The sequence below is a fragment of the Mesorhizobium sp. M0800 genome, from assembly GCF_040320095.1.
Lineage (GTDB): Bacteria > Pseudomonadota > Alphaproteobacteria > Rhizobiales > Rhizobiaceae > Mesorhizobium.
In genome coordinates this window covers 1-25569 of the sequence record NZ_JAMYOZ010000029.1, presented here as the reverse complement: position 1 = coordinate 25569, position 25569 = coordinate 1, and the positions used below count along the sequence as shown (strand labels likewise).

The 25569-nt window shown below is 63.8% G+C and carries 23 protein-coding genes and 2 pseudogenes; 13 read left to right on the top strand and 12 right to left on the bottom strand.

Translation table 11 applies throughout. The annotated features are described in order from the left end of the window. Positions 1–11: 11 nt before the first annotated feature. A pseudogene (locus NKI18_RS26165) lies at positions 12–673 on the top strand (C40 family peptidase); the annotation flags it as partial. Positions 674–818: 145 nt separating this feature from the next. Here the strand turns inward: NKI18_RS26165 and NKI18_RS26160 are convergent. After that, entirely contained in the window at positions 819–1622 is an 804-nt protein-coding gene (locus NKI18_RS26160; protein WP_352619965.1) for a helix-turn-helix domain-containing protein, read from the bottom strand. A 115-nt stretch (positions 1623–1737) separates the two neighbouring features. Here NKI18_RS26160 and NKI18_RS26155 point away from each other — a divergent pair, with 115 nt between their 5' ends. Next, on the top strand, positions 1738–2598 hold the full coding sequence (locus tag NKI18_RS26155; protein WP_352619966.1) for an SMP-30/gluconolactonase/LRE family protein: 861 nt from the start codon (positions 1738–1740) through the stop codon (positions 2596–2598). A gap of 36 nt (positions 2599–2634) precedes the next feature. On the opposite strand, the pseudogene NKI18_RS26150 reads toward NKI18_RS26155, so the two are convergent. From NKI18_RS26150 to NKI18_RS26140, 3 genes and pseudogenes are all read right to left on the bottom strand, one after another. Continuing rightward, positions 2635–2859, bottom strand: a pseudogene (locus NKI18_RS26150) (sodium-independent anion transporter); the annotation flags it as partial. A 259-nt stretch (positions 2860–3118) separates the two neighbouring features. Next, complete coding sequence (locus tag NKI18_RS26145; RefSeq protein WP_352619967.1) at positions 3119–3820, bottom strand: phosphatase PAP2 family protein; 702 nt, start codon at positions 3818–3820, stop codon at positions 3119–3121. 14 nt (positions 3821–3834) lie between these two features. Continuing rightward, positions 3835–4173: a hypothetical protein gene (locus tag NKI18_RS26140; protein ID WP_023679017.1), complete on the bottom strand. Its 339-nt coding sequence runs from the start codon at positions 4171–4173 to the stop codon at positions 3835–3837. Positions 4174–4374: 201 nt separating this feature from the next. Here NKI18_RS26140 and NKI18_RS26135 point away from each other — a divergent pair, with 201 nt between their 5' ends. Continuing rightward, on the top strand, positions 4375–6366 hold the full coding sequence (locus NKI18_RS26135) for a PhoX family protein (protein ID WP_352619968.1): 1992 nt from the start codon (positions 4375–4377) through the stop codon (positions 6364–6366). A 100-nt stretch (positions 6367–6466) separates the two neighbouring features. Here the strand turns inward: NKI18_RS26135 and NKI18_RS26130 are convergent, their stop codons facing one another. The 4 genes from NKI18_RS26130 to NKI18_RS26115 all read right to left on the bottom strand — a co-directional run bounded on the left by NKI18_RS26130 (position 6467) and on the right by NKI18_RS26115 (position 9499). Further along, positions 6467–7147: a GNAT family N-acetyltransferase gene (locus NKI18_RS26130; protein ID WP_352619969.1), complete on the bottom strand. Its 681-nt coding sequence runs from the start codon at positions 7145–7147 to the stop codon at positions 6467–6469. After that, positions 7144–7635, bottom strand: a complete 492-nt coding sequence (locus NKI18_RS26125) for a MarR family winged helix-turn-helix transcriptional regulator (protein WP_023679020.1) — start codon at positions 7633–7635, stop codon at positions 7144–7146. The genes NKI18_RS26130 and NKI18_RS26125 overlap by 4 nt, the downstream gene beginning before the upstream one ends. A gap of 161 nt (positions 7636–7796) precedes the next feature. After that, positions 7797–8558 (bottom strand): ABC transporter permease, encoded by a 762-nt coding sequence (locus NKI18_RS26120; protein WP_352619982.1) that lies wholly within the window; start codon positions 8556–8558, stop codon positions 7797–7799. A gap of 14 nt (positions 8559–8572) precedes the next feature. Then, positions 8573–9499: an ABC transporter ATP-binding protein gene (locus tag NKI18_RS26115; RefSeq protein WP_352539812.1), complete on the bottom strand. Its 927-nt coding sequence runs from the start codon at positions 9497–9499 to the stop codon at positions 8573–8575. A gap of 262 nt (positions 9500–9761) precedes the next feature. Between NKI18_RS26115 and NKI18_RS26110 the strand changes: the two genes are divergently transcribed. The 4 genes from NKI18_RS26110 to NKI18_RS26095 all read left to right on the top strand — a co-directional run bounded on the left by NKI18_RS26110 (position 9762) and on the right by NKI18_RS26095 (position 14768). Beyond that, on the top strand, positions 9762–11135 hold the full coding sequence (locus NKI18_RS26110) for a cytochrome ubiquinol oxidase subunit I (protein ID WP_352619970.1): 1374 nt from the start codon (positions 9762–9764) through the stop codon (positions 11133–11135). Next, complete coding sequence (locus NKI18_RS26105) at positions 11132–12136, top strand: cytochrome d ubiquinol oxidase subunit II (protein WP_352619971.1); 1005 nt, start codon at positions 11132–11134, stop codon at positions 12134–12136. The genes NKI18_RS26110 and NKI18_RS26105 overlap by 4 nt, the downstream gene beginning before the upstream one ends. A gap of 102 nt (positions 12137–12238) precedes the next feature. Next, positions 12239–14473 (top strand): mechanosensitive ion channel family protein, encoded by a 2235-nt coding sequence (locus tag NKI18_RS26100; RefSeq protein ID WP_353021045.1) that lies wholly within the window; start codon positions 12239–12241, stop codon positions 14471–14473. Next, entirely contained in the window at positions 14448–14768 is a 321-nt protein-coding gene (locus NKI18_RS26095; RefSeq protein WP_353021042.1) for a hypothetical protein, read from the top strand. Before NKI18_RS26100 ends, NKI18_RS26095 begins: the two co-directional genes overlap by 26 nt. A gap of 199 nt (positions 14769–14967) precedes the next feature. Here NKI18_RS26095 and msrA read toward each other — a convergent pair whose 3' ends face one another. The 4 genes from msrA to NKI18_RS26075 all read right to left on the bottom strand — a co-directional run bounded on the left by msrA (position 14968) and on the right by NKI18_RS26075 (position 18189). Further along, positions 14968–15696, bottom strand: a complete 729-nt coding sequence (msrA, locus tag NKI18_RS26090) for a peptide-methionine (S)-S-oxide reductase MsrA (RefSeq protein WP_352619973.1) — start codon at positions 15694–15696, stop codon at positions 14968–14970. Positions 15697–15773: 77 nt separating this feature from the next. Further along, a complete protein-coding gene (locus NKI18_RS26085; protein ID WP_352619974.1) occupies positions 15774–16109 on the bottom strand; it encodes a hypothetical protein in 336 nt (111 codons plus the stop codon). Between the two features lie 79 nt (positions 16110–16188). After that, a complete protein-coding gene (locus NKI18_RS26080; protein ID WP_502900755.1) occupies positions 16189–16905 on the bottom strand; it encodes a DUF1223 domain-containing protein in 717 nt (238 codons plus the stop codon). A 222-nt stretch (positions 16906–17127) separates the two neighbouring features. Further along, positions 17128–18189 (bottom strand): TadE/TadG family type IV pilus assembly protein, encoded by a 1062-nt coding sequence (locus NKI18_RS26075; RefSeq protein WP_352619975.1) that lies wholly within the window; start codon positions 18187–18189, stop codon positions 17128–17130. Positions 18190–18346: 157 nt separating this feature from the next. Here NKI18_RS26075 and lepA point away from each other — a divergent pair, with 157 nt between their 5' ends. From lepA to NKI18_RS26045, 6 genes are all read left to right on the top strand, one after another. Next, positions 18347–20152, top strand: a complete 1806-nt coding sequence (gene lepA / locus NKI18_RS26070; protein WP_352614219.1) for a translation elongation factor 4 — start codon at positions 18347–18349, stop codon at positions 20150–20152. Between the two features lie 258 nt (positions 20153–20410). Beyond that, positions 20411–20923 (top strand): hypothetical protein, encoded by a 513-nt coding sequence (locus NKI18_RS26065; protein ID WP_352619976.1) that lies wholly within the window; start codon positions 20411–20413, stop codon positions 20921–20923. A gap of 283 nt (positions 20924–21206) precedes the next feature. Next, a complete protein-coding gene (locus NKI18_RS26060; protein ID WP_352622706.1) occupies positions 21207–21581 on the top strand; it encodes a hypothetical protein in 375 nt (124 codons plus the stop codon). A 556-nt stretch (positions 21582–22137) separates the two neighbouring features. Then, complete coding sequence (locus NKI18_RS26055; RefSeq protein ID WP_352622704.1) at positions 22138–22761, top strand: CDGSH iron-sulfur domain-containing protein; 624 nt, start codon at positions 22138–22140, stop codon at positions 22759–22761. Positions 22762–22849: 88 nt separating this feature from the next. Next, complete coding sequence (locus NKI18_RS26050) at positions 22850–23224, top strand: endonuclease domain-containing protein (RefSeq protein ID WP_352622702.1); 375 nt, start codon at positions 22850–22852, stop codon at positions 23222–23224. 192 nt (positions 23225–23416) lie between these two features. Beyond that, entirely contained in the window at positions 23417–25444 is a 2028-nt protein-coding gene (locus NKI18_RS26045) for a hydantoinase/oxoprolinase N-terminal domain-containing protein (RefSeq protein ID WP_352622700.1), read from the top strand. The last annotated feature ends 125 nt before the right edge of the window (positions 25445–25569 follow it).

Sequence of the window (25569 nt, the reverse complement as noted above, 5' to 3'; positions counted from 1 at the left end):
CGCCGTCTGGCATGACCGAGCCCGGCGACACGCTTCTGACCGACTTGGCCGCTGGCTTGCAGGCCGGCTGCAGGAGGAATCGTCCGGCTACGAGCCTTACACGCCGCCGGATGCCGAAATGCTACGCCGCACGCTTGAGCCCGGCGACATCCTGCTCATCGAAGGTAACCAGAAGATTTCGGCGGCGATCAAATACCTCACCCAGTCGACCTGGTCGCATGCCGCCTTCTATGTCGGCGATGCATTACCGGAGCCGGAGGACGGATCGGAGCGGCGGCGCCTGATCGAGGTCACGCTCGGCGATGGCTGCATCGCCGTGCCGCTGTCGCGCCATCGCAGCTACAACACCCGCATCTGCCGTGCGAGTGGCCTGGCTCCGGATGACCGCGAAGCGGTCGTCGCGTTCATGATCGGCAGGCTCGGTCTCAGATACGATCTCAAGAACATATTCGACATGCTGCGCTACTTCTTGCCGACGCCGCCGGTGCCGGTGCGCTGGCGCCGCCGCATGCTGGCTTTCGGTTCCGGCGACCCGACGCGCGCCATCTGCTCGTCGCCGATCGCCGAGGCCTATGGCCTGATCCGCTACCCGATCCTGCCGGAGATTACCCGGGCGCCCGGCCGTGCCTCGGCCCAGTCGAGCTATTCGCGCAGGGAAATCCTGCACATCCGCGAACAAGACCGCCGAATAGCCGCTCGATCTTGTGTTTGAGCAGGGGACCCTCTGAGAACCGGTTTGCGGCCGATACTCAGGGGTAAGAAGCTCAGTCAGACTGGCTGCCGCCAACAGCCCAGACTCGGTCGTTCTGCATTTTGACCTAGGCCGGCAGACGTCGTCCGTTTGCGGCAGCCGCAACTCGATCGTCCGTCCGTGCGCCTGCGTCGCGCGGATGCGGCCCGATCGGCATGATCACCGGGAACGGCGTTGCGCCGAACGCAAACGTCCATTTGTAGCCGACCAGTCCGTCTTCGGGCGTCGTGTGCTGGTCGTGATGAGCAAGCAATTTGGCGCGCTCCGCCAATTCCTCCGCCTCGCGCCTGACCATTTCCGCCGTTTCCGGCCGCATCCGCCTGGAGAAGCTGACGAACGTCGACTCGCGCTCAAGATGGGTGATGGCCCAGCCGATGAAATTCTTGTTGGCCGTCTCGAACAGCGGCCGCAATGGCCCGTCGAAATTCCACTGGATCGGCGCCTCGACCAGCAACCTCGCCGACAGGCCGCGACCGAGCGCGATAAGGCCGAGTTCCTCGAGGTCGCGCAAATAGAGGAACATCGAAGCCTCGCTCAATCCTTGTGAGCGCATGATGCCTTCCGGCGTGAATTTCTCGGAAAGCATGACGAAGACGAACAGCAGTGCCGGCCGCCCGGCGAGCCTGCGCTCGATCTCCGCCGCGATCCGGTTGGCAGGTCCTGGTCCCCTGTTCATTGAGCCGAGCACGTTTTCCAGCTCCACGCCGGCGGCAGCGCAAATCTCCATCAGCCGGTCGAGCTTGCAGTTGCGCTCGTGGAAGATGCGCTTCACCGTCGGCTCGGAAACGCCCATCCGCTCGGCAAGGACGCGGTAGGTCACGCCCTTGGCCTTCAGCGTCCGCTTCAGCGCCTCGAAGATCAGGCCGTTCATGAGATGCACCTCTTTCGTGCGATTTGGTATCATACTTCGGTACTAGTCCCGATAGATCTTCCCGAAAAGTATCGAAAAGCCTAGCTCTCCGCCAGTCCACCACAGGAGACTAGCCATGAAAAGCCTCGTCACTTCGCTACTTCTCGCCATCGTCGGTATCGCGGCTGTGCCGGCAGTCCAGGCCGCCGAACTCTGGCGCGCCACCGGCCTCGAGCAGCCTGAATCGGCGCTATTCGACGCCGCCGGCCAGCATGTTATCGTCTCGAACATCGTCGGTAATCCCGGCGAAGCCGACGGCAACGGCTATTTGTCGGTCCTGTCGATAGACGGCAAGATGGTCACGCAACACTGGACCGACGGCATGGACGCGCCAAAGGGCATGGCGATTGCCGGCGGCAAACTCTACGTCGCCGACATCACTCATGTGCGCGTCGTCGATCTCGCAAGCGGCAAGCTAACATCGACGATCGACGTGCCGAACGCGGTCTTCCTCAACGACGTGACCGCCGACGCGTCCGGCAAGATCTATGTCACGGATATGCTTGCCGATACGATCTATCGCATCGACGGCGACCGGCCCGAACTGTTCGTCAGGGATGCGGCGCTTGCTTCGCCGAATGGCATCTTCGCCGATGGCGGCCGGCTGATCGTCGCTTCCTGGGGCAAGGGCATCAAGCCCGACTTCAGCACCGCGGAGCCGGGCGGCCTGCTCTCGGTCGATCTTGCCACCAAGGCCGTTTCGCCACTGCCCGGCGCGGAAAAATTTGCCAACCTCGATGGCGTCGTTGCCATCGGCGGCAGCATCTACGCCACCGCGTATATGACCGGCACGCTCTACCGCTACAAAGCCGGCGGCACGCCGCAAGCGGTTGCGACGTTCAAGCCGGGCAGCGCCGACATCGGCACCGACGGCAAGTCGACAATCTTCGTGCCGCTGATGAACGACGGCGAGATCGCGGCATTGGGCCTCGACTAAGCCAGCCATCGGCTCAGGCGGCGGGCGCGGCTTTCTTCAGCTGCGCCCGCGATCCGTGATCGAGGCGGTATAAGTCACCAGCGGCCGCTTGACGCCGTGGTTGATCAGCATGCGGCGTATCTGCGGCGAAGCGCCTGATATAATGAAGCGAACGCCGGCGCGGCTCGCCTTGTGGGCCGCACCCTCGATGACATTGGCCGCCGTTGAATCGAAGAACGGCACCGCCGAACAGTCGAGGATGAAGTTCCTGCGCTGGCGCGGTCGGCGACGTCTTCCTGCACCAAGGATTGATGGTCTGCCTCCAAACATGCAGCACTCTTTGCCAGCCGATGCACTGTGATGCTACAAACCTCGGCATCGTTTGGCGGGACATCCACTGCGATCCCGATTTCACAGGCACGACTTCAAAAGGATGAGCGGGTGAAGATATTCAAAGCGTTGGCGACCTCGACAGCCTTGCTGTCGATGGTTTTCCTGCTGGCAGGCTGCGGTCATGGCCTGATCAACAGGCTGATTTGAGTCAGGTGCCGTCGGCCCGCCCAAACCATCGCTGCAGGAACCGTGCCGCAAGCCAGCACAGCATCGCCCAGGCAAAGCCGGCGCACCAGCCGGCCAATACGTCGGACGGCCAGTGGACGCCGAGATAGATGCGGCTGATGCCGACCACCACCGTCGTCAGCACCGCCAGCCCGAGTACATAGATCTTCGTTGTCCGCCCGGGCAAAAACCGCGCCGCCATGCTGCCCAGCGTCAAATATGTCACCGCCGACAGCATGGCGTGGCCGCTCGGAAACGAAAGCGATGCCACATCGGCGAGATGCGAGACCAGATCAGGGCGCGGCCGGTCGATGTCGAATTTCAGCACGCTTGACAGGAGCTGGCCGCCCGCCACCGCGACGAACATGAGAAGCGCCGCGCCTGGCCTGCGGATAAGGAGCAGATAGACGATCATTGCTGCCGTGATCAGCACCAGTACGCTGGCGCTGCCGAGGCTGGTGATGTCGCGCATCGCCCCTTCCAGCCACGCCGGTCCGATCGGATTGTCGGGCTGCCCGGCCTTGCGGAAGGCAAGCAGGATTTCGGTATCGAAGGCATGCGGCGTGGTCGCCCGCGCCAGCTCCATCAGCTCCTCGAACCCCCACAGCCCGCCGGCAATGACCAACCCGGCCAGCAGAACAGGAAATTCGATCCAGTTGCGCAGTCTGCTTGCAATCTTCTTCATCGGCCCGATCGCAGTTACAGCCTTTGCAGATAGGGCCCGAGCGTGATCAGCGCCACAGCTGCGATGGCAAGCACGATGCCGGTCGCCTGCAAGGCATTGACGCGCTCGCCGAAGAAGACCAGCGCCACCACATTCACCGACACCAGCTGGATCACCGCCGACAGGCTGAACGACACCGACATGCCGAATTCACGGATCAGCCTCAGCATGATCAGATTGCCCAGCGAATAGAGCGCCAACGTCAGCACAATCTTGCCGAGGCTCGGCGCCAGCCCCCACTGTTTTGCGGCCATCGCCGCCAGCAGGAAGATGACCGTCGAAACGCAGAGCTGCCCAAGTCCCCAGAAACTCACTTTTGTTCTCTCCCGATGTGTCCCTACGCGCCTGCCGCAGCTCTTGTTTCCGAAGCGCCGGTCGCGGTCAAGCGGGGCCGATGTTGGATACGAAATCGCAGGCGGCAATTAGCCGGCATGTCATCAAACTGTGACCTGCCGGCGATACCGGATTGGCCAGGCAACACGCTCCAGCAATCCATCCAGCCAGAGGCAGGCCCAATGACCGAACATCGCTCCCCTGACGCCCATTTCCGCACCAGCCTGCTCGAGGAAAACGATGGGCCAGGAGCCAACCCCACCGACAACCGCACCATGGGTGAGATCATCGCCGCGCGGTTCTCGCGCCGCGGCTTCCTCAAGAGCTCGCTTGCCGTCTCGGCCATAGCCGCTACCGTCAGCCCGCTGGCGCTGATCACCGCCGACAACGCCCGCGCCGCCGAAGGCTCCGCCTTCGCTTTTGACGAGCTCGAGGCCGGCATCGACGACAAGCATCACGTCGCACCCGGCTATGACGCCGATGTACTGCTGCGCTGGGGCGATCCGCTGTTCGCCGATTCGCCGGAATTCGATCCGACAAAACAGTCGGCGGAAGCCCAGGCCAGACAATTCGGCTATAACAACGACTATGTCGGCTATATCCCGATCGACGGCTCGGCCGAGCACGGCCTGCTGGTGGTCAACCACGAATACACCAATCCGCACCTGATGTTTCCGGGCCTCGTCACCATCGTCGACGGCAAGGCCAAGCAGGCGCCCCTCAGCAAGGAACAAGTCGAGGTCGAGATGACGGCGCATGGCGGCACTATCGTCGAGATACGCAAGGTATCAGGCAAATGGCAGGTCGTTCGCGACGGCAAGCTCAACCGCCGCATCACCTCCAACACCGAGATCGCGCTCTCCGGCCCGGTCGCCGGCCACGACCGCGTCAAGACCAGCGCCGATCCGACCGGCACGAAGATCATCGGCACCATCAACAATTGCGCCGGCGGCGTCACGCCATGGGGCACCTATGTCATGGCCGAGGAGAACATCCACGGCTATTTCTCGGGCGAGCTGCCGCAGGGGCATAAGGAAGCCGCCAATTACAAGCGCCTCGGCATTCCCGAAGGTGCCTATGAATGGGCAGCGCATTACGACCGTTTCGACATCGGCAAGGAGCCGAACGAGCCGAACCGCTTCGGCTGGATCGTCGAGGTCGACGTCCAGGATCCGACTTCGGCGCCGAGGAAGCGCACCGCGATGGGGCGCTTCAAGCATGAGGGCGCCGAATCGATCGTCGCCAAGGATGGCCGTGTCGTCTTCTATCTCGGCGACGACGAGCGCTTCGACTATGCCTATAAGTTCGTCACGACAGGCAAGTTCGACCCGGACGACCGCGCCGCCAACATGAATTTGCTCGACGACGGCACCTTGCATGTCGCCAAGTTCGCCGAGGACGGTTCGGTCGAATGGCTGCCGATCGTCTTCGGCCAAGGGCCGCTGACGGCGGAGAACGGCTTTGCCAGCCAGGCCGACGTGCTGATCGAGACGCGCCGCGCCGCCGACCTGCTCGGCGCCACCAAGATGGACCGCCCGGAAGACATCCAGCCCAATGCCACCAACGGCAGGGTCTATGTCATGCTGACCAACAATTCGAAACGAAAAACCGACCAGGTTGACGCCGCCAACCCACGTGCCGAGAACGCCTTTGGCCATATCATCGAGATCGTCGAGGACGGCGGCGATTTCACTGCGACAAATGGCAAGTGGGAAATCCTGCTGAAATGCGGCGATCCCGCTGTGGCCGACGTCGGCGCCACCTTCTCGACCGCAACCACCGCCAATGGCTGGTTCGGCATGCCGGACAATTGCACGGTAGATTCGGCCGGCCGCCTCTGGGTCGCCACCGACGGCCAGGGCCCGAAAGCCACCGGCCGCACCGACGGTCTGTGGGCTGTCGATACGGAAGGGCCGGCACGGGCGACATCAAAGCTGTTCTTCCGCGTGCCGATCGGCGCCGAAATGTGCGGTCCCCTGTTTGCGCCGGACGACCAGACCGCCTTCGTTGCCGTCCAGCATCCGGGCGACGGCGGCGAGGACTGGGAGGCTTTCGGCCGTCCGTCCTACTATGAGGATTTGTCGACGCGCTGGCCCGACTTCAAGCCGGACATGCCGGTGCGCCCGGCGGTCGTTGCCATCACCAGGCAAGGCGGCGGCAAGATCGCGGTCTGACACGCAGCCAGCTCTTGCATCTCGAGGAAGGATTTCGGCGACACGAAATCCTTCCTTCCGATACGGGATGCATCCATGCTGCGCATCATGCGCCGACTAATCATTCGCTGCGCTGAACCACGGCCACATTCATTGTGCTTCGCAACCTGAAGCCAATGGACTCGTATAGTGTAATGGCCGTGACGTTGCTGGCATAGGCGTGGAGATAGGGAACTTCGCCGCGCGCCACTATCCGGTTTGCCACGAATAGGGACAGCAGCTTTCCCAGGCCACCGCCGCGAAATTCCGGATGTGAGCACACCCCGCTGAGTTCGGTATAGCCAGGTTGCTTCATGCGCTCGCCGGCCATTGCCGCAAGCCTGCCCTCGATTTTCACACCCCAAAAATCGCCCAGGCTCAAGGCTTCGAGCGTGAATGGGCCAGGCTTGGTGAGCAATGCCAGGGCGAGCATCTCAGCAGCATCGTCTCGGGTCAGACGATGCACGCGCGGGTCGGAGACGATCTGCAATGGCTGCTCGGCGATCATCTGAACCCCGGCTGCGGTCGAAGTCGCGGAAAGCCCCGTGGGCAGAGCAATCGCGTCCGCTTGAAGCAGGATCACACTCTCGCCCGGGGAGACAAGGTTCTCGAGCGCCCGCAGGCTTTCCGGGTCGTCCGCGCCAGTGGCGGCGAAAGGGACGATCGACGGCCGATATCGCATGGCGAGGTTGTCACCCTCCGCGAAGGCCCGATGTCGCGTCTGAAGCCCGCTCCAGATAGGGCGGTCGAGCAGATGTCTCATTGCGCGGCACCCTCAGGCTTATTTACACGACGGTCGAGAGGGGCAGCGGCGAGGCCGTCCTCGATGGCAGCCAGCTGCTCAAGAAGCGGCCCCGAAAAACCTGCGCACAAATCCGCGACCACGTTCTCGATGCAAGGCCAGACGTCGCGCTTTGCGACATCGACCAGCCGCCGGCCGTCCCGAGTAAGCGAGACGATCCTGCGCCGCTGGTCATCGGTCGACGGACTGACCTCGAGCAGTCCCAATCCGGCCAGAAGCGAGACGCTTCGCGTTACGCCTGGCTGCGCGATGCCAAGGGATTGCGCCAGTTCCCCGACCGACAGCGGACCCAGCCTGTCGAGCGCGGCCAGCAGCGGGTATTGGCTCGCCTGAACCGGGACATCCAGCCTGTCGAGCAGGCGCTGCGCCTCCGCTTGCAGTTGCTCGCCTATACGCTTCAGCCTGCTGCCCAGGCACAGGAAGCCAAGCGATCGTATGACGTCTTCCATAGGTCAATGCATCCCATGAACATCGATAACATGATATATAACAATGCATGAAAAGCAAGATCGAGGCATTCAAGCGCGGGTTCCAGGCATCAGGCCTATGTCGCCTTCGGCAAGGAAAGGTCGATCGATAAGGCTGCTTCGCCTGGACGAGGCCCGTTCGATCAGTTGCGCAGCCGGTAGCCGGTCCTGAAGATCCAGGCGACGATCGCTATGCAGATGAGCAGGAAGACCACCGTCATGCCGAGGCTGACGCCGACCGAAACGTCGGACTTGCCGTAGAAGCTCCAGCGGAACCCACTGACCAGGTAGACCACCGGGTTGAACAGCGTCACCGTGCGCCAGATGCCGGGCAGCATGTTGATCGAATAGAAGCTGCCGCCGAGGAAGGTCAGCGGCGTGATGATCAGCAGCGGCACCAGCTGCAGCTGCTCGAAGCTCTTCGCCCAGATGCCGATGATAAAGCCGAACAGGCTGAAGGTCACCGCCGTCAGCACCAGGAAGGCGAGCATCCAGAACGGATGCTCGATCGTCAGCGGCACGAACAGCGAGGCCGTCGCCAGGATGACCAGGCCAAGCACGATCGACTTTGTCGCCGCGCCCCCGACATAGGCGATGACGATCTCCAGATAGGACACCGGCGCGGACAGCAATTCGTAGATCGAGCCGACGAATTTCGGAAAATAGATGGCGAAAGAGGCGTTGGAGATCGATTGCGTCAGCAGCGACAGCATGATCAGCCCCGGTACGATGAAGGCGCCGTAGCTGATGCCGTCAATCTCGGTGATGCGCGAGCCGATGGCCGAACCGAAGACGACGAAATAGAGCGACGTCGAAATGACCGGCGAAACGATGCTCTGCAGCACAGTGCGAAGGGCGCGCGCCATCTCCACCCGATAGATCGCCCATACCGCATGAAGATTCATGGCCGCGCGCGGGTTCATGCCGGTTTCCTCACCAGATTGACGAAGATCTCCTCGAGCGAGCTGTTTTCCGTATCGATGTCGCGGAACTGGATGCCGGCCGCCTCGAGCTCGCGGATCAGCGAGGCGACGCCCGGCCGTTCGCTCTGGTTGTCATAAGTATAGGTCAGCTGTCCGCCATCCGGCGAAAGCTCCAGCGCGTAGTGCGAAAAAGCATCGGGAACGGTGGCCAGGGGACTGCGCAGTTCCAGCACAAGCCGTTTGCGGCCCAGCTTGCGCATCAGCTCGGCCTTGTCCTCCACCAGCACGATTTCGCCGCGGTTGATGACGCCGACGCGGTCGGCCATCGCCTCGGCTTCTTCGATGTAATGCGTGGTCAGGATGATGGTGACGCCGTCTTCGCGCAGCCGGCGCACCATCGCCCACATGTCCTGGCGCAGCTCGACATCGACGCCTGCCGTCGGTTCGTCGAGGAACAGGATGCGCGGCTCGTGCGACAGCGCCTTGGCAATCATCAGCCGGCGCTTCATGCCGCCGGACAGCGTGATCGCCTTGGCGTCCTTCTTGTCCCAGAGCGACAGGTCGCGCAGCACCTTTTCGACGAACGCCTTGTCCGCCGGCTTGCCGAACAGGCCGCGGCTGTAGTTAACCGTCGCCCACACGCTCTCGAAGGCGTCGATGGTCAGTTCCTGCGGCACCAGCCCGATCAGACTGCGCGCGGCGCGGTAGTCGCGGTTGATGTCATGGCCGTCGACGGTGACGGAACCCGACGAGCGGTTGACGATGCCGCAGACGATCGAGATCAGCGTTGTCTTGCCGGCGCCATTCGGCCCGAGCAGCGCAAAAATCTCGCCGCGCACGATGTCGAGATTGATCTCCTTCAGCGCCTTGAAGCCGGTGGCGTAGGTCTTGGAGACCCCGGAAATCGAGATGATCGGCTGCATGGCTGAAAACGACTGCTTGAAACAGAGTTGTTGGTTTAATCCGCTGAATGTCGGTTCGCAAATCCGGATGTCAATGGCGCTTCTGACAGTTCTGGACATCGAGGTTCGCCGGAATAGGCAACACCTACCCGGTCGTCCAGCCAAATTCCACGCAACAGCAGATTAACCGCACTGCGGCGTTCCGCCTCGCGGCGGGACGCCGCTTTGACCCTCCGGTGCATCAAGCCTATCCTTCAACAAACAAGCAGCAGCCGGAGCCGCCATGGACCCGCTCATTCTGTCGCGCATACAGTTCGGCGCGAACATCTCGTTCCACATCCTGTTCCCGGCGATCACCATCGCGCTCGGCTGGGTGCTGCTGTTCTTCAAGCTCCGCTACAACGCGACAAACGATTCCGCCTGGATGCGCGCTTATTTCACCTGGGTTAAGGTATTCGCGCTCTCCTTCGCCATGGGCGTGGTTTCCGGCGTCACCATGAGTTTTCAGTTCGGCACCAACTGGCCGGGCTATATGGAGACGGTCGGCAACATTGCCGGCCCGCTGCTGGCCTACGAAATCTTGACCGCCTTCTTCCTCGAGGCGGCGTTCCTCGGCATCATGCTGTTCGGCTTCCGCCGTGTCTCGAACCGCGTCCATACACTGGCGACGGTGCTGGTGGCCGGCGGCACCACCTTGTCCGCCTTCTGGATCATCGCGCTCAATTCGTGGATGCAGACGCCGGCCGGCTTCGAAATGCGCGATGGTGTTGCGCACGCCACCGACTGGTGGGCCGTTGTCTTCAATCCGTCCATGCCCTACCGGCTCGTCCATATGCTGCTTGCTTCGGGCCTGACCGTCTCGTTCCTGGTCGCCGGCCTGTCGGCGCTGCGCTATCTCTACGGCGATCGCTCGGAATCGATGTGGAAGGCGCTGCGCACCGGCGTCTTCACCGCCGCGATCCTGATCCCCATCCAGATCTTTGCCGGCGACCAGCACGGCCTCAACACGCTGGAACACCAGCCGCAGAAGATCGCCGCGATGGAGGCCAACTGGAACACCGGTCCCAACGTGCCGCTGGTGCTGTTTGCGCTTCCCGATGAAGCGGCCAAGGAGAACAGGTTCGAGCTCACCATTCCCGATGGCGCCAGCCTCATCCTCAGGCACAGCGCCGGCGGCATCGTACCGGGGCTGAACGATTATGCCGGCAACCATCCCCCGGTATTTCCGGTGTTCTGGGGCTTTCGCATCATGGTCGGCACCGGCCTCCTGATGCTCGCCGTCTCCTGGTCGGCGGCCTTCTTCCTCAAGCGCCGCCACGGCCTGCCCAAGCCGCTGGCGCTCGTCATGGTGCCGATGGCGCTGTCCGGCTGGCTGGCGACGCTGGCCGGCTGGTACACCACCGAGATCGGCCGCCAGCCCTGGCTGGTCACCGGCGTGCTGCGTACCGCCGATGCTGTCGGGCCGGTCGCCGGCAGCCATGTCGCGCTGTCGCTCGCGGTCTATCTCATCCTCTATGTGCTGCTCTTGATCGCCTATCTCGGCGTGTTGGTGCATCTGGCATTGAAGGCGGCGAAGGATGGTGACACCTCGCCGCTGCCGGGCGTCATGAACAGGCCGCTGTCGCAGCCGGTTGCGCAACCAGGAGAAACATCATGAGCATCGACTGGCCGACCCTGCTGCCTCTGATCTTCGCCGGCCTGATGGGCCTCGCTATCCTGATCTACGTCATCCTCGACGGCTTCGATCTCGGCATCGGCATCCTGTTCGCCGCAGCCGAAGACACCGAGCAGGATACGATGATCGCCGCCATCGGCCCGTTCTGGGACGCTAACGAGACCTGGCTGGTGCTGGCGGTCGGCTTGCTGCTGGTCGCCTTCCCATTGGCGCACGGCACCATTCTGACGGCGCTCTACATTCCGGTCTTCGTGCTGCTGGTCGGCTTGATCCTGCGCGGCGTCGCATTTGATTTCCGCGCCAAGGTGCCTGCCGGCAGGAAGCACCGCTGGAACCGCATCTTTTTCCTCGGCTCGGTCATCGCGTCGCTGGCGCAAGGTTATATGCTCGGCGTTTATGTGCTCGGCCTCGACGTCGGCCCTGGCGGCGTCGCTTTCGGCGCGCTTGTGGCGCTCTGCCTTGCCGCGGCCTACGCGGCGATGGGAGCGGCCTGGGTCATCTACAAGACGGAAGGCGATCTGCAGAAGAAGGCGGTGCGGTGGCTGCGCACGGCGTTGGTGCTGACCGCGCTCGGCATGGTCGCGGTATCGCTGGCCACGCCCTTTGCCAGCGCGCGCATCTTCGACAAATGGTTCGTCTGGCCGGCCATGCTCTATTTGTCGCCGCTCCCGATCCTGTCGGCAGTGCTGTTCCTGTGGCTGTGGCGCCAGACCTTCCATCTGCCGAAACCCGGCGACCGCCACGCGCTGCTCCCGTTCCTGACATTGGCCGCGATCTTCACGCTCGGCTTTGCCGGCCTCGCCTGGTCGTTCTACCCCTTCGTGGTGCCCGACCGGCTGACCATCTGGCAGGCTGCTTCGGCACCCGAAAGCCTGGCCGTCATCCTGGTCGGGACGGTCGTCGTGCTGCCGATCATCATCTTCTATTCGTTCTTTGCCTACCGGGTGTTCGCCGGCAAGGCGACAGACCTGACCTATGACTGACCGGCATCGCCGTCGCAGCCTGAAACAGAATATTCATCTTCAAGCGGAATAACCTTCTCTGGCCGGCCCAGCAGAATCGCCGGCAAGAAGAAGGGCAACAGAATGAACCCCTTTTCTGCGGCAGGACAGGATCGGCTGCTGCTTTTGCTGATCCGGACGGTCGCGCTGATCGGCGCACTCGCGCTTGCCGGCCTGCTGCCGGCCATGCCGCAGGCGCATGCCCAGGACGCGGCCAACTGGACGGGCGTGTGGGACACGAAGTGGCGCGGCGGCGGCGCCCAGATCAAGTTCGAGCAGACGGGCACTGACGTAAAGGGCGTGTACCCGCTTTATAACGGCCGTATCGAGGCCAAGGCCGAAGGCGACAAGCTTGTCGGCCACTGGTTCGAAGGCGACCGCCAGGGCGCCTTCACCTTCGTCCAATCGCCTGACGGCGGCAGCTTCATGGGCCGCTTCGATGCCGCCACCGCCGAATGGTGGACAGGTGTGCGCGTCAGCGCCGTCGAGGACGTCCGTGTCGACCAGTCGAGCCCGATGAGCACCATGCGCTCGTTCCTGCAGACGATGAACGAGAGCGGCGCCGACAATGTGCCGCGCGCCACCGGTGGCGGCATGGGTCTTGCCGGTCTGGCAGCGGGTCTCGTCGACGTCACCGAGGCCGACCGCGGCGGCCTCAACATGCCCGATTACACCAAGCTTCTGTTCACCGTCATCGACAACGCGACGTTCCGTCTGTGGAGCCTGCCGCATGATGCGATTTCCGGAGACGAGGTGACGGCGACGCTGCCGCAATACGGCACCAGGATCTCCTTCGACGTCACTTTTCGTCGCAAGAATGGCGACTGGTTCATCGTCGGGCCGCCACTTGCCCAGCTCCAGGCCAAGCTCGCCGAATTCCAGGAAGCGCGCGGCGAAGCCGTCGACATGGTCGATGATCCGAGCAGGCTCGCCTCGCCGCGCGACACGTTCAAGGTGCTGTTGAGCGGCCTCACCGAAGCCGGCGACCCGGCCCAGGCGGCGCTCGACCTGCGCAACTACAGTCAGGCGGTGCGTGGCGACGAGGCGTTCCTGCTGGAGCGCTATCTCAAAAAGGTCATCGACCGCATCGGCTACGTCTATTGGCAGGAGATCCCCGACGATCCGAAGAGCAACACCCCCTTCGTCTATTTCGAGCATCCCGCCGGCAACATCGTCATCGGCCCGGTCGAGACTGAGAAGGGCAAGATCTGGCAGTTCACGCCCGAGACGCTCGCCCACATCCGCGCGCTCTACGCCGATGTCGAAGACGTGCCGGTGGCGCCGGAATTCGCCGCCTTCGCCAGCACCGACCCGTTCTTCATCGCCCGCGGCCTCGCCCGCGAGATCAGCCCCGGCCTGCTCACCCGCGCCGGCCCGATGGAGCGCTGGCAATGGTCGATGCTCGGCCTTGCCGCACTGGCCGGCATCGTCTTCGGCTTCATCGCCAATGCGCTGATTTCCTTGTTTGTGCGAAGGACGGACAGCCCGGCCTTCTTCCGCATTGTCGAATGGGCGGTGCGCTCGATCGTGCTTGGCTTCTTCCTGCTGTTGACGCTGCGCCCGCTCGGTCTGCCGCAAGTGGTCGCCGCCCCGGTCAAGGCAATCGCCTGGAGCCTGGTCGTGATCGGCGCCGTGCCGGTGGTCTGGCACCTGATCGGCAAGGTCGCCGACCATTACCGTGGACTGTGGCAGGTGCCCGGCTATCACGACACGCTGATTTCGCTGTCCACCGGCGTGGCGCGCGTCGCCGTGCTGGTCGTCGCCTTCCTGCTGCTGGCCGAAGTGCTCGCCATCCCCTACGAAGGCGTCATTGCCGGTCTCGGCATCGGCGGTCTGGCGGTGGCGCTGGCGGCGCAGCCGACGCTGCAGAACTTCCTCTCCGGCCTGACGCTCTATGCCGACCGGCCGGTCAGCGTCGGCGACTTCTGCAAGTTCGGCGACCAGTCCGGCACGATCGAGCATATCGGCATGCGCTCCACCCGCATCCGGTCGCTCGACCGCACGATCATCTCGGTGCCAAACTCGGATTTCGCCGGCATGCAGATCGAGAACTACGCGCATCGCGACCGCACCCGGTTCGCGACGACGCTGCAGCTGCGCTACGAAACGACGCCCGATCAGCTACGTTACGTCCTGGCCGAGCTGCGCAAGCTGCTGATTGCCCATCCGCGCGTCATCGATGAGCCGTGCCGCGTGCGCTTTGCCGGCTTCGGCGCCTATTCGCTCGATATCGACGTGTTCACTTATAACCGCCGACGTGGCCGATTTTCAAGCCATCCGCGAGGACATCCTGTTGTCCATGATCAACATCATGGATGATGCCGGCGCGCAGTTCGCCTTCCCTTCGTCACTGGAATACAGAGCCACCGACCTTCCGGTCGACGACGAAAAACGCATCGCCGCGGAGAAAAGGGTCAGCGATTGGCGCGAGGCGCAAAACCTGCCTTTCCCCGACTTCAGCCAGATCGACAAATTCGCCCTCAACAACACACTTGCCTACCCGCCTGAGGGCTCGGCGCATTATCGTGAGACAGAACCCGACCCGGACTCGGCCGAGGCAAAGGCGACGCTGGAGAAAGTGCGCTGGAGCCTGCCCTGGAAAAAGGGGGAGTAGTGCAAAGCGCGGAAACTGCTGATCTCCCCCCTTGAGGGGGAGATGTCGCTGAAAGCGACAGAGGGGGTCGCCGCGCGTGGAGTGCCAACTTCGTCTTCCTCGATATGCCGGACCGCGTCGCGCCAACCGAACCGACCCCCTCTGGCCTGCCGGCCATCTCCCCCTCAAGGGGGAGATCAGCAGGCCCCGCCCCAAAAGCTCAGCTCTTGCTGGCGGCCAGCACCAGCACCGGCTTTTCGCTGTAAAGATTGGGGAACAGCCGCTTCAGGTTCTCGACCTTGGGCAAATCGTTGTAGACGATATAGGGATAGGTCGGGTTGAGCGTCAGAAAGTCCTGGTGATAGTCCTCGGCCGGATAGAAGGTCTTGCCGGTCTCCAGCGTCGTCACGATCGGCTTGGGAAACACCTTGGCCTTGTCGAGCTGGGCGATGTAGCTTTCGGCGATCTTTTTCTGTGCGTCGTTTTCGGCAAAGATCGTCGAACGGTACTGGGTGCCGCTGTCCGGGCCCTGGTAGTTCAGTTGCGTCGGGTTGTGCGCCACCGAGAAATACACCTGCAGCAACTGGCCGTAGGTCACCTTGGACGGCTCGTAGGTGATCTCGACGGATTCGGCATGGCCCGTCCGGCTGGTGCCGACCATTTCATAGACGGCCGTGTCCTGGTCGCCGCCGGCATAGCCGGAAACGGCGCTGGTGACGCCGTTGACGTGCTGGAACACGCCTTGCACACCCCAGAAGCAGCCGCCGGCGAAGACCGCCTTTTCGGTGCCGGCGGTGGCCTTCTCGTCCATTGCCGGCGGCGGGATCACCACCGCGTCTTCGGCCGAAACTGCCGGCGTCTGCCAGAACACGGCCGCCGCGGCCGTGAGGATGAGCGCGGCAAGCGCTGCTTTTGCGAAAATCGACGATCGTTTCAGGGCTCCGGTCATGTCTGATCTCCCATGATGCTGGTGTGGATTATACGACGGATAGGTCCGCCGGGCTCTCACATTGCTGTGCGCATCGCCTATTTGGCCGGAGCCATGGCATCGCAGGCCTTGGTCGCTTCGGCTTTCTTCATGGCGTCCGTCTCGGCGGCGGCCTTGGCCATGCAGTCGGCCTTCATCGGATCGCCCGCCTTCATCGCGGTCGGGGCCATCGCGTCAGCCGCCATGGCGCCGGCCGGCTTCATGGCGTCCGTTGCCGGCTTCATGGCGCCCGTTGCCGGCTTCATGGCATTTGTCGCCATCGCCGGCTTCATCGCATCTTCGGCCCGCGCCGCGCCTCCTGCGAACGGCGCCGTCGAGCAAAGTGCGAAGGCGAGTGCCGCCAGGGTCGGGCGATTGGTCAAACGATTGGTCATGATGATCTCCTAGGGTTTGGCAGGGGTTGACGGCATGCAGCGGCGCCGCTGCGGCGTTGCGCAAATTTCGGAACGGGTTCTAATTCGTGGCGGCAGCAAGGATCGGCCCGCCGCCCGGCACCTGCACCAGCACCGCTGTGCTGAGGCCGCCCGCCGCCGCCGGCAGCGGCAGCGCGGTGGCGTCGCCGGTCCAACTGCCCAGCCTGGTCAGCGAATGCACGACATTGGCGTGCGGCAGCGTGCGGCCGGTGTTTTCGCCGCGCGCCACCGGCACCTCGACGACGCCCTTGCCGTAACGCACCAGCCAGACGTCGGCCCTGCCGCCGGGCACCGGACCGGCGCCGATGCTGACCGTCCCGCCGGCGAGCGACAGCGAAGGTCCGTCACCGTGGCCGCCGCTCGAAATCAGCTGCTCGATCTCGCCCGGCCTGGCGCCGACCGCATCGGCCCTGCCGTTGACCACCACTTGCGGCGTGAACGGGCCGGAACGGCCGAGCGACGGCTCGTAACTGACCTGGCGCTGCGTGAATTCTTCTTTGCCGAATGTGTCCTTCCAGCCGAGATAGTCCCAGTAGGTGACGTTGAAGGACAGCGCCAGCACGCCGGGCCGGTCCTTGACCTTGATCAGATTGGCGTTGGCCGGCGGACAGGACGAGCAGCCCTGGCTGGTGAACAGCTCTACGACGGTCAGCGTCTGACCGGCGGCCGCGCTGGTTGCCGACAGCACAGTCGCGGAAAACAGTGCCGCGGCGAGCCCCATCAGGGCTGTGCTGCGTTTCGCTGTCGATCCGGGCATCGCTGTTCTCCTGTGCGGTTCCATGTCCACACTTCGCGGCCGACACACGGTTCGTTACAGCATCACCGCTTCGTGATCGTTCGCAGCTCTGCCTTCTCCCACAGGGGGCGAAGGGAAGACGGTCGCTCGCAACCAACACGCCACCCGGTGTGACCGGGGCGGCGATGTGATGGACGGGCAGCCTAAGCGGGCCGATATGCCCTCGCACTCAGCTGCGGCGCCCTATTGTGTCAACAGCGTTTCCGATGCCCGCTGATTGAAGGCGCACTTGCCGGTTACTGTGTAGAAAAAGTCCGCGTTGGAATCGGTGATGGCGGCAGATGTCGGCACCGCCGATCCCCCGTCTTCCCAAGCTTGTGTGCTGGTCTGGCCGCAAGGCACGAGGGTAAAGATATCGACCGTTTGGCCACTGGCGATCTCGACGCCGTCCGCGTAGAGGCGGTTCGATGTCGCCGGATCGTTCGATTTGAGCACGGTTGGATTGCCTGACGGGACATCCATCTGCAGATAGAGTTGGTCCATCTGGCTGACGTCGATCACCGCGCCGGCACCGGTCGCGGGATACATGGTGTTGACGCAGGTCGTAGCGTATTTCCTGGTACCGCTCGTCTGGGTGATCGTGGTGGTGGGCAACCCATAGAAGCTGGTCACCGTGGTGGTCGTACACACTTGCTGCTGGACCATAGTGATCGTCGCTCCGTTGATGGTGGAGACGGTCGCCGTGCCATAGCCTTTCGGATCGCCATAACCGTTGTATGTGTAGGTGATCTTCATCAGCTTGTTGGCCACCGTGTCCCCGAATTTGGTGCCGTAGAGCGTCATTGTCTTGCCCCACCAGCCCGAGATCTTGGTCACCTTGAACGTGGCTTGCACCAATGCCGGCCGCTTTGTCACTGCCGACGCAACGCCGACCTGCACCGTGTTGATCCTGGCGATCTGCATGAAATTCGTCGGCATGGCAAAGCCGGCCGAAGCCTTGATGCTGGCGGCGCCGTCGGTGGCGACGACGAAGCTGTCGAGCTTGGCCGTGCCTTGCCCGCCATTGGCCAGGTATGCCTCCTGCAGTTTTACCTGGCGGTCCGCCAGTGAGGTGTCCGTCGCAAGCGTCGTGATCGACAGCGACGCTGCATCGAGGGCGTTCTGCATCGATGCCCTGGTTGAAACCGCAGAGGTATAGTCGATGGAAAAACCCAATGCGGCAACCATCGGGATAAGCAAGATGGCGAGCAATGGCGCGAACGAGCCGCTCACCGATTTGAGAAATTTGCGTGCTGACAACGGCATTCCGATCCCCCGAACGGCGATAGACCGGTGGGCTATCACGCCGGGCGCGAACTATGCTCTAATCTCATGGATCAAAGTTTAACGACTTTGCCGCCCCGCCGCCGCACCCGCGCCCCGCCGCTTGCCGATGTAGCGTGCCCCTGCTAAAGCGCGCCGCATGACCACGCCGATCAAAAACATCCGCAACTTCTCCATCGTTGCCCATATCGACCATGGCAAATCCACGCTTGCCGACCGGCTGATCCAGTCGACCGGCGGGCTGGAGCTGCGCGACATGAAGGAGCAGGTGCTGGACTCGATGGACATCGAGCGCGAGCGCGGCATCACCATCAAGGCGCAGACGGTGCGGCTGAAATACCGCGCCAACAATGGACAGGATTATGTCCTCAACCTGATCGACACGCCCGGCCATGTCGACTTCGCCTATGAAGTGTCGCGCTCGCTCGCCGCCTGCGAAGGTTCGCTGCTGGTCGTCGACGCCTCGCAGGGCGTCGAGGCGCAGACGCTGGCCAATGTCTACCAGGCGATCGACAACAACCACGAGATCGTCGTGGTGCTGAACAAGGTCGACCTGCCCGCCGCCGAGCCCGAGCGCATCCGCGAACAGGTCGAGGAGGTGATCGGCATCGACGCCTCCAACGCCGTGCTGATCTCGGCCAAGACCGGGCTAGGCATCCCCGACGTGCTGGAAGCGATCGTCAACGATCTGCCGCCGCCGCGCGAGGGCGACATCACGGCCCCGCTGAAGGCGATGCTGGTCGACAGCTGGTACGACGCCTATCTCGGCGTCATCGTGCTGGTCCGCATCATCGACGGCGTGCTGAAGAAGGGCCAGACCATCCGCATGATGGGCACTGGCGCCAGGTACCTGGTCGAGCGCACCGGCGTCTTCACGCCCGCCCGCATCAATGTCGACGAGCTCGGCCCCGGCGAGTTCGGTTTCTTCACCGGCTCGATCAAGGAAGTCGCCGACACCCGCGTCGGCGACACCATCACCGAGGACAAGCGCCCGACGGCACAAGCCCTGCCCGGCTTCAAGCCGGCGCAGCCGGTGGTGTTCTGCGGCCTGTTCCCGGTCGACGCCGCCGACTTCGAGGATCTGCGCGCCGCCGTCGGCAAGCTGCGCCTCAACGACGCCTCCTTCTCCTTTGAAATGGAAACCAGTGCCGCACTTGGCTTCGGCTATCGCTGCGGCTTCCTCGGCCTGCTGCATCTTGAAATCATCCAGGAGCGGCTGGAGCGCGAGTTCAATCTCGACCTCATCGCCACCGCGCCCAGCGTCGTCTACCGCCTGCTGTTGAACGACGGCTCGGTCAAGGAACTGCACAACCCGGCCGACATGCCCGACGTGGTCAAGATCGAGGCCATCGAGGAGCCATGGATCCGCGCCACCATCCTCACCCCCGACGACTATCTCGGCGGCATCCTGAAGCTCTGCCAGGATAGGCGCGGCATCCAGGCGGACCTGTCCTATGTCGGCAAGCGCGCCATGCTGATCTACGATCTGCCGCTCAACGAGGTGGTCTTCGACTTCTACGACCGGCTGAAGTCGATCTCCAAGGGCTACGCCTCGTTCGACTATCATTTGACCGACTACAAGGAAGGCGACCTGGTCAAGATGTCGATCCTGGTCAATGAGGAGCCGGTCGACGCGCTGTCGATGCTGGTCCACCGTACGGCGGCGGAAAAGCGCGGCCGCCAGATGTGCGAGAAGCTGAAGGAGCTGATCCCGCATCATCTGTTCAAGATCCCGATCCAGGCGGCGATCGGCGGCAAGGTCATCGCCCGCGAGACCATCTCGGCGCTGCGCAAGGACGTCACCGCCAAATGCTACGGCGGCGACGTCTCGCGCAAACGCAAGCTGCTCGACAAGCAGAAAGAGGGCAAGAAGCGGATGCGGCAGTTCGGCAAGGTGGATATACCGCAGGAGGCGTTTATCCAGGCGCTGAAGATGGGGGATTGAGAAGCCGGTTGGCGCGCACAGCGCGCCAAGCCATCGATCCAGTGAATCGATGGCAGGCTTCGAAAGCGGGGGAGCTGCCGGAGGCAGCGGGCCCCCCGCCAGCGCGGCGCTGAAGCTGCATGGTGAAGATTGGGCAGAAGCGTGCGACAGGTCAGCAAGCTGGATACGCGCCGGCCATTGCGACCCTTCAGGACAGCGGACCATCATTGGAGAATGTCCCGCCTTGAAGTATCCTTGCGGCTTCGGGGGAGACATCACATGCGCTCTACTCTGGACCTCGTTGCCGCGATCGGCCTCGCCATCGGCGGCGCTTTCGGACTCGCCGGCACCTTCGTCGAGAGCGCGCCCCTTCGCGAAACGCTCTGGACGATCGACGGCGTGGCGCTCGTGGTGGCGACGGCGCTGCTGACGATGAAGTATCAGCGGCTGGGCAATGACTGCGTGGCCGCCGGATTTTTGACCTTTCTCGCCGGCGAGAGCCTGCTGCTCGCCGGCAATGCGGCCGGGCTTGAGGCCAGCGTAGCCTCCTATGTCGGCGGTATCTCGCTTTGGGCGGCGGCGCTGGTCATGGTCAGCGCGCCGAAAACCTTCGCACTATGGATGCGGCTTACCGCTGTCGTGGCGGCTGTGCTGTTTGTCGTCTCAGTGGGCCTGATCCTGTGGGGTGCGCCTTTGCTGCCGACCTCGACGCCGCTGCCCGCTGCCGGATATCCCTTCCTGGTGCTCACATTCATCGGCTGGATCTGGACGCTGCTGAAGCCCAGCCGGTGAGGCCAGTCGGACCGCCCCCTCTCCGGCCGCTTCGCGGCCACCTCTCCCCCACTTTGTGGGGGCGAGGAACCCAGGTCTTTTGAGGCTTCGGTGATTGGCATTTCCTCGCCCCACGAAGTGGGGAGAGGTGGTTTGCGAAGCAAACCGGAGAGGGGTCTTCCTTGGCAACCTCGCGCGTCACGCAGAGCGCAAATGCCGCGATCACCTCTTCCACCCATCCCGCCGCCATGCCATGTTCCCCCTCGCGGCCGGGCAGGCCGCTTCATTCCGGGGGGAAATCATCATGTCGTCCTACGCTTTCGCGCGCCGCGCTGCCGCGGCGCTTTGCCTTGCCACACTGTTTGCGTCCGTCGCGTATGCCGGCGATGTCACTTTCGAGATCAGGAACAGCCATCCCAACGCCATGCGCGTCGAGCTCTACAGCCAGGACCGCGACCATGTCTGGCCGGGCAACAATCAGGATTACTATCTCAACGACGGCGAGACCAAGGCGATCCCGCTGTCCTGCAGTGACGGCGAATCGATCTGCTACGGCGCCTGGGTCGATGGCGACGAAAATACCTATTGGGGCGTCGGCCCCGGCAACACGGAAAAATGCGACGATTGCTGCTACACCTGCAGTGGCGGCGAGACCGAGGAAATCGATCTGGTTCCGTGAGTTGCCCGTCTCCCTCTTGTTGGCGGACAATCGCGTATGGGCAAGTGCCCCTCACCCGGATTGCCAACCGAATTGCGAAGGGCAATTCGGGGCGATCCGACCTCTCCCCGAGGGGAGAGGAGGTCGCCTGCGTTGCGCCAGGCTCTTCTCCCCGGCGGGAAGAAGGTGGCCGCCCACGAGTCTTGCCTCCGCAAGCCCGACGGCAGGCTCCGCGGCCGGGGGACTTCATAGGCGATTGCTCCATCCTTGTGGGGGAGAAGCCAGCGCAAAGCGGGCAGGGGCGCGCGCTGTCCCGCCAACGTCAGGCCGGCAACGCCGGAATTTCAAAGCTGAAACAAAAAACCCGCCTCGGCGGGCGGGTCGTTGGAGCCAATTGGCACCATATCTAAATTACTAGCATAGCTGCCGGCACAAAGCAAGAACAAAATGTGGTGCTGCGAGCAAAAAATGCGAATTCCCTTACCGCCGCGCCCGACGTCGGCCCTCACGAGGGGAGAATGCTGCCTTGACGTCGTCCTGACTGTCGCCATAGCGTAGTCCGACAGGAGACCCACCCATGGCAGTGGTCGAAGGCGAGAACATCGACATCGGCTTTTCGGGAAAACGTTGCATCCATTCGCGCAACTGCGTGCTGGGCGATCCTCGTGTCTTCGTGCCCAATGCGCCCGGCCAGTGGATCCACCCCGAGGCGGCCAGCGTCGAGAAGATCGTGGCGCTCGCCGAAGCCTGCCCGTCCGGCGCCATCACCTATGTCCGCAAGGATGGCGGGCCGCAGGAAAGGCCGCCGGTGGTCAACATTGTGCGCATAAGGGAAAACGGTCCGCTTGCCGTCCATGCCGAGATCGTGTTGGGCGGCGAAACGTTTTACCGCGCCACGCTGTGCCGCTGCGGCGCCTCGGAGAACAAGCCGTTCTGCGACGGCAGCCACACCAGGGCCGGCTTCACCGCCACCGGCGAGCCGGCGCTGAAAGACGCGCCGGCGCTGGAAGTGCGGAATGGCCCGCTGACCGTGACGCCGACGACCAACGGCCCGCTCAAGCTCGAAGGCAATGTCGAAATCGTCACCGGCACCGGCCACACGGTCGACCGTACGCAACGCACCTTCCTCTGCCGCTGCGGCCACTCCGCCAACAAGCCGTTCTGCGATGGCTCGCATAAGAAGGTGGGGTTTGTGGAGTAGGCGGCAAAGCTGCCAATCTCCCCCCTCGTGGGGGAGATGTCCGGCAGGACAGAGGGGGGCGCCGTAGAGCGCCAATGTCAGCAGTACAATGCCTCATACGCCATTGCCTCCAAAACACCGCGCAAATGCGCGCTCGATGCGTAAGGTCATGACACCAGCTGAATTGAAGCTCTGGAACGAGCTTCGTGCGCACCGGCTGATGGGACTCGGCTTCCGGCGTCAATTCCCAATCGCAGGTTACATCGTCGACTTCGCTTGCCCGGACAAGAAACTGATCGTCGAAGTCGACGGCTCCCAGCATACCGAAGCCGATGCTGTTGCCAGAGACGAAGCAAGGACAGTGCGCCTGGAACAGGACGGCTGGACCGTTCTGCGCTTCTGGAACGACGATATCATTCGCGACATCGACAATGTCTGCCAGCATGTTGTGATTGCGGCTGGCCTGGGGCGTGCGTCTGAATGAACGGCCGGAGCGGCTGTAACCATGGCAAAGGCCGGCGGGACAGCGCCCCCCTCTGGCCTACCGGCCATCTCCCCCACGAGGGGGGAGATTGGCCGTCACCACGATCATCGCCTGTTGGCCCAGCCATCACGGCTTTATCGGCCCGTTCATATCCGGTAAGGGGCGGGGCAAGAGAATTCTCCGGACCCAAATATGACCGCCAAGCCCAAACCCTCACCCCTGTTCCTCGGCATTGACACCGGCGGCACTTACACCGATGCCGTGCTGTGGTCGGAAGCCGGCGGCCCCGGCGGAAAAGTGCTGGCCAAGGCCAAGGCGCTGACCACGCGCCATGATCTGGCGGTCGGCATCTCCGGCGCGGTCGATGCGGTGCTCGAAATGGCCGGCACCGACCCGGCAGCGATCAAACTGGTGTCGATGTCGACGACGCTAGCCACCAATGCGCTGGTCGAGGGCCAGGGCGGCCGCGTGGCGCTGGTGATGATCGGCTTTGCCGAGGGCGACCTTGCCCGCGACGGGCTGAAGGCGGCGCTCGGCACCGACCCGGTGGTGTTCTGCCCCGGCGGCCACGATGTCCACGGCAATGCGGCAAAGCTCGATCTTTCCGGGCTGGAGGCAGCTTTGCCGGAACTGGAAAAGTCGGTGTCCGGCTTTGCCGTCTGCGCCTATTTCGCCACCCGCAATCCGGCGCATGAGCTTACCGCTCGCGACCTGATCCGCGACAGGACCGGCCTGCCGGTCACCGCCAGCCACGAACTGTCGGCCAAGCTCGGCGGCCCGCGCCGGGCGCTGACGACATTGCTCAACGCCAGGCTGATCTCGATGATCGACCGGCTGGTCGCGGCAACCGAAGGTTTTTTGGCCGCGCGCAACATCGCCGCCCCGCTGATGGTGGTGCGCGGCGACGGCGCTTTGGTCTCGGCCGCCTTTGCCCGCCAGCGGCCGATCGAGACCATCCTGTCCGGCCCCGCCGCCAGCCTCGTCGGCGCCCGCCACATGACCGGCCTCGACGATGCCGTGGTCTCCGATATCGGCGGCACCACCACCGACGTCGCCGTGCTCGACAAGGGCCGGCCGCGGCTTGATCCGGAAGGCGCCACCGTCGGCGGTTTCCGCACCATGGTCGAGGCCGTCGCCATGCGCACTTTTGGGCTCGGCGGCGATTCCGAGGTGGCGCTGGAGGACGGCGCGCTCAATCCGAGAATCCTGCTCGGGCCGCGCCGCCTGGTGCCGCTGGCGCTGGCCGGCATGATCCATGGCGATGCCGTCACATCAGAGCTCGAGCGCCAGCTGCGCGCGCCCAATCCCGGCCGCATGGATGGCCGGCTGGCGGTGCGCACCGGCGTGCCGGAGCGGCTGGCGGCCGGACTGACCGGTGCCGAAGCCAAGCTTTACGAGCTGATTGGTGCCGTGCCGCAGGCTCTCGACAGATTGCTGACCTCGAACGCCCAGAACGCCACCTTGAACCGGCTGGTGTCGCGCGGGCTGGTGCATGTCGCCGGCTTCACGCCGTCGGACGCCGCGCATGTGCTGGGCAGGCAGGCCAATTGGGATGCGGCCGCGGCGCGTCTGGGTGCCGAGCTGTTCGCGCGCAGGCGCGACGGCCGCGGCCAGTTCATCGCCGCCTCGCCGGAGGCGATCTCGGAACGGGTGCTGACCGCGCTGACCCGCCTGTCGGCGGAAGTCATCCTCGAGACCGCCTTTGCCGAGGACGGGCTGGATGGCGCGGCGACCGTCGCCCATGCCCTGGTCCAGCGCGCCGTCGACGCGCATCCCGGCATCGCCCGCCTCAGCGTCGCGCTCGACCGTCCGGTCATCGGCCTCGGCGCCTCGGCGCCGCTGCACTATGCCGGCCTGGCCGAGCTGGTCGGCAATGACTGCATGGTGCCTGAGGATACCGACGTCGCCAACGCGCTCGGCGCCGTCGTCGGCCAGGTCCGGGTATCGGCCGAGGCGCGGGTCAGCCAGCCCAAGGAAGGGCTGTTCCGCGTTGCCTCCGGTGAAAGCGTGCGCGATTTCAACGACGAAGCAGCGGCGATGGCCGCAGCGGAGAAAGATGTGCGGGCGATTGCCGCCGGGCGGGCTAAGGACGCCGGCACCGACAGCGCCGAGATCGAAATCGCCAGCGAGTTCCGCGTCTCCACCGTAGAGGGCCAGCGCATGTTCATCGAGGCGCATGTCGTGGCGGTGGCGTCGGGACGGCCAAGGATTGCGGTGTGAGCGCATAATCTCCCCCCCTCGAGCTAGGGCATATACACATCTCGCAGAGCCCATCCATCGGCACAGGCACGGAAGTAGGCCAGGCCGTTGTAGAAGGTGATTGGTCCCGGTGGTCTGGAGGAAGC

Excerpts from the sequence above, each read along its gene's own strand:
- NKI18_RS26160 (WP_352619965.1), bottom strand. The coding sequence starts at position 1,622 with ATGAACGGCCTGATCTTCGAGGCGCTGAAGCGGACGCTGAAGGCCAAG.
- NKI18_RS26155 (WP_352619966.1), top strand. The coding sequence starts at position 1,738 with ATGAAAAGCCTCGTCACTTCGCTACTTCTCGCCATCGTCGGTATCGCG.
- NKI18_RS26145 (WP_352619967.1), bottom strand. The coding sequence starts at position 3,820 with ATGAAGAAGATTGCAAGCAGACTGCGCAACTGGATCGAATTTCCTGTT.
- NKI18_RS26135 (WP_352619968.1), top strand. The coding sequence starts at position 4,375 with ATGACCGAACATCGCTCCCCTGACGCCCATTTCCGCACCAGCCTGCTC.
- NKI18_RS26130 (WP_352619969.1), bottom strand. The coding sequence starts at position 7,147 with ATGAGACATCTGCTCGACCGCCCTATCTGGAGCGGGCTTCAGACGCGA.
- NKI18_RS26125 (WP_023679020.1), bottom strand. The coding sequence starts at position 7,635 with ATGGAAGACGTCATACGATCGCTTGGCTTCCTGTGCCTGGGCAGCAGG.
- NKI18_RS26120 (WP_352619982.1), bottom strand. The coding sequence starts at position 8,558 with ATGAATCTTCATGCGGTATGGGCGATCTATCGGGTGGAGATGGCGCGC.
- NKI18_RS26115 (WP_352539812.1), bottom strand. The coding sequence starts at position 9,499 with ATGCAGCCGATCATCTCGATTTCCGGGGTCTCCAAGACCTACGCCACC.
- NKI18_RS26110 (WP_352619970.1), top strand. The coding sequence starts at position 9,762 with ATGGACCCGCTCATTCTGTCGCGCATACAGTTCGGCGCGAACATCTCG.
- NKI18_RS26105 (WP_352619971.1), top strand. The coding sequence starts at position 11,132 with ATGAGCATCGACTGGCCGACCCTGCTGCCTCTGATCTTCGCCGGCCTG.
- NKI18_RS26100 (WP_353021045.1), top strand. The coding sequence starts at position 12,239 with ATGAACCCCTTTTCTGCGGCAGGACAGGATCGGCTGCTGCTTTTGCTG.
- msrA (WP_352619973.1), bottom strand. The coding sequence starts at position 15,696 with ATGACCGGAGCCCTGAAACGATCGTCGATTTTCGCAAAAGCAGCGCTT.
- NKI18_RS26085 (WP_352619974.1), bottom strand. The coding sequence starts at position 16,109 with ATGACCAATCGTTTGACCAATCGCCCGACCCTGGCGGCACTCGCCTTC.
- NKI18_RS26080 (WP_502900755.1), bottom strand. The coding sequence starts at position 16,905 with ATGCCCGGATCGACAGCGAAACGCAGCACAGCCCTGATGGGGCTCGCC.
- NKI18_RS26075 (WP_352619975.1), bottom strand. The coding sequence starts at position 18,189 with ATGCCGTTGTCAGCACGCAAATTTCTCAAATCGGTGAGCGGCTCGTTC.
- lepA (WP_352614219.1), top strand. The coding sequence starts at position 18,347 with ATGACCACGCCGATCAAAAACATCCGCAACTTCTCCATCGTTGCCCAT.
- NKI18_RS26065 (WP_352619976.1), top strand. The coding sequence starts at position 20,411 with ATGCGCTCTACTCTGGACCTCGTTGCCGCGATCGGCCTCGCCATCGGC.
- NKI18_RS26060 (WP_352622706.1), top strand. The coding sequence starts at position 21,207 with ATGTCGTCCTACGCTTTCGCGCGCCGCGCTGCCGCGGCGCTTTGCCTT.
- NKI18_RS26055 (WP_352622704.1), top strand. The coding sequence starts at position 22,138 with ATGGCAGTGGTCGAAGGCGAGAACATCGACATCGGCTTTTCGGGAAAA.
- NKI18_RS26050 (WP_352622702.1), top strand. The coding sequence starts at position 22,850 with ATGCCTCATACGCCATTGCCTCCAAAACACCGCGCAAATGCGCGCTCG.
- NKI18_RS26045 (WP_352622700.1), top strand. The coding sequence starts at position 23,417 with ATGACCGCCAAGCCCAAACCCTCACCCCTGTTCCTCGGCATTGACACC.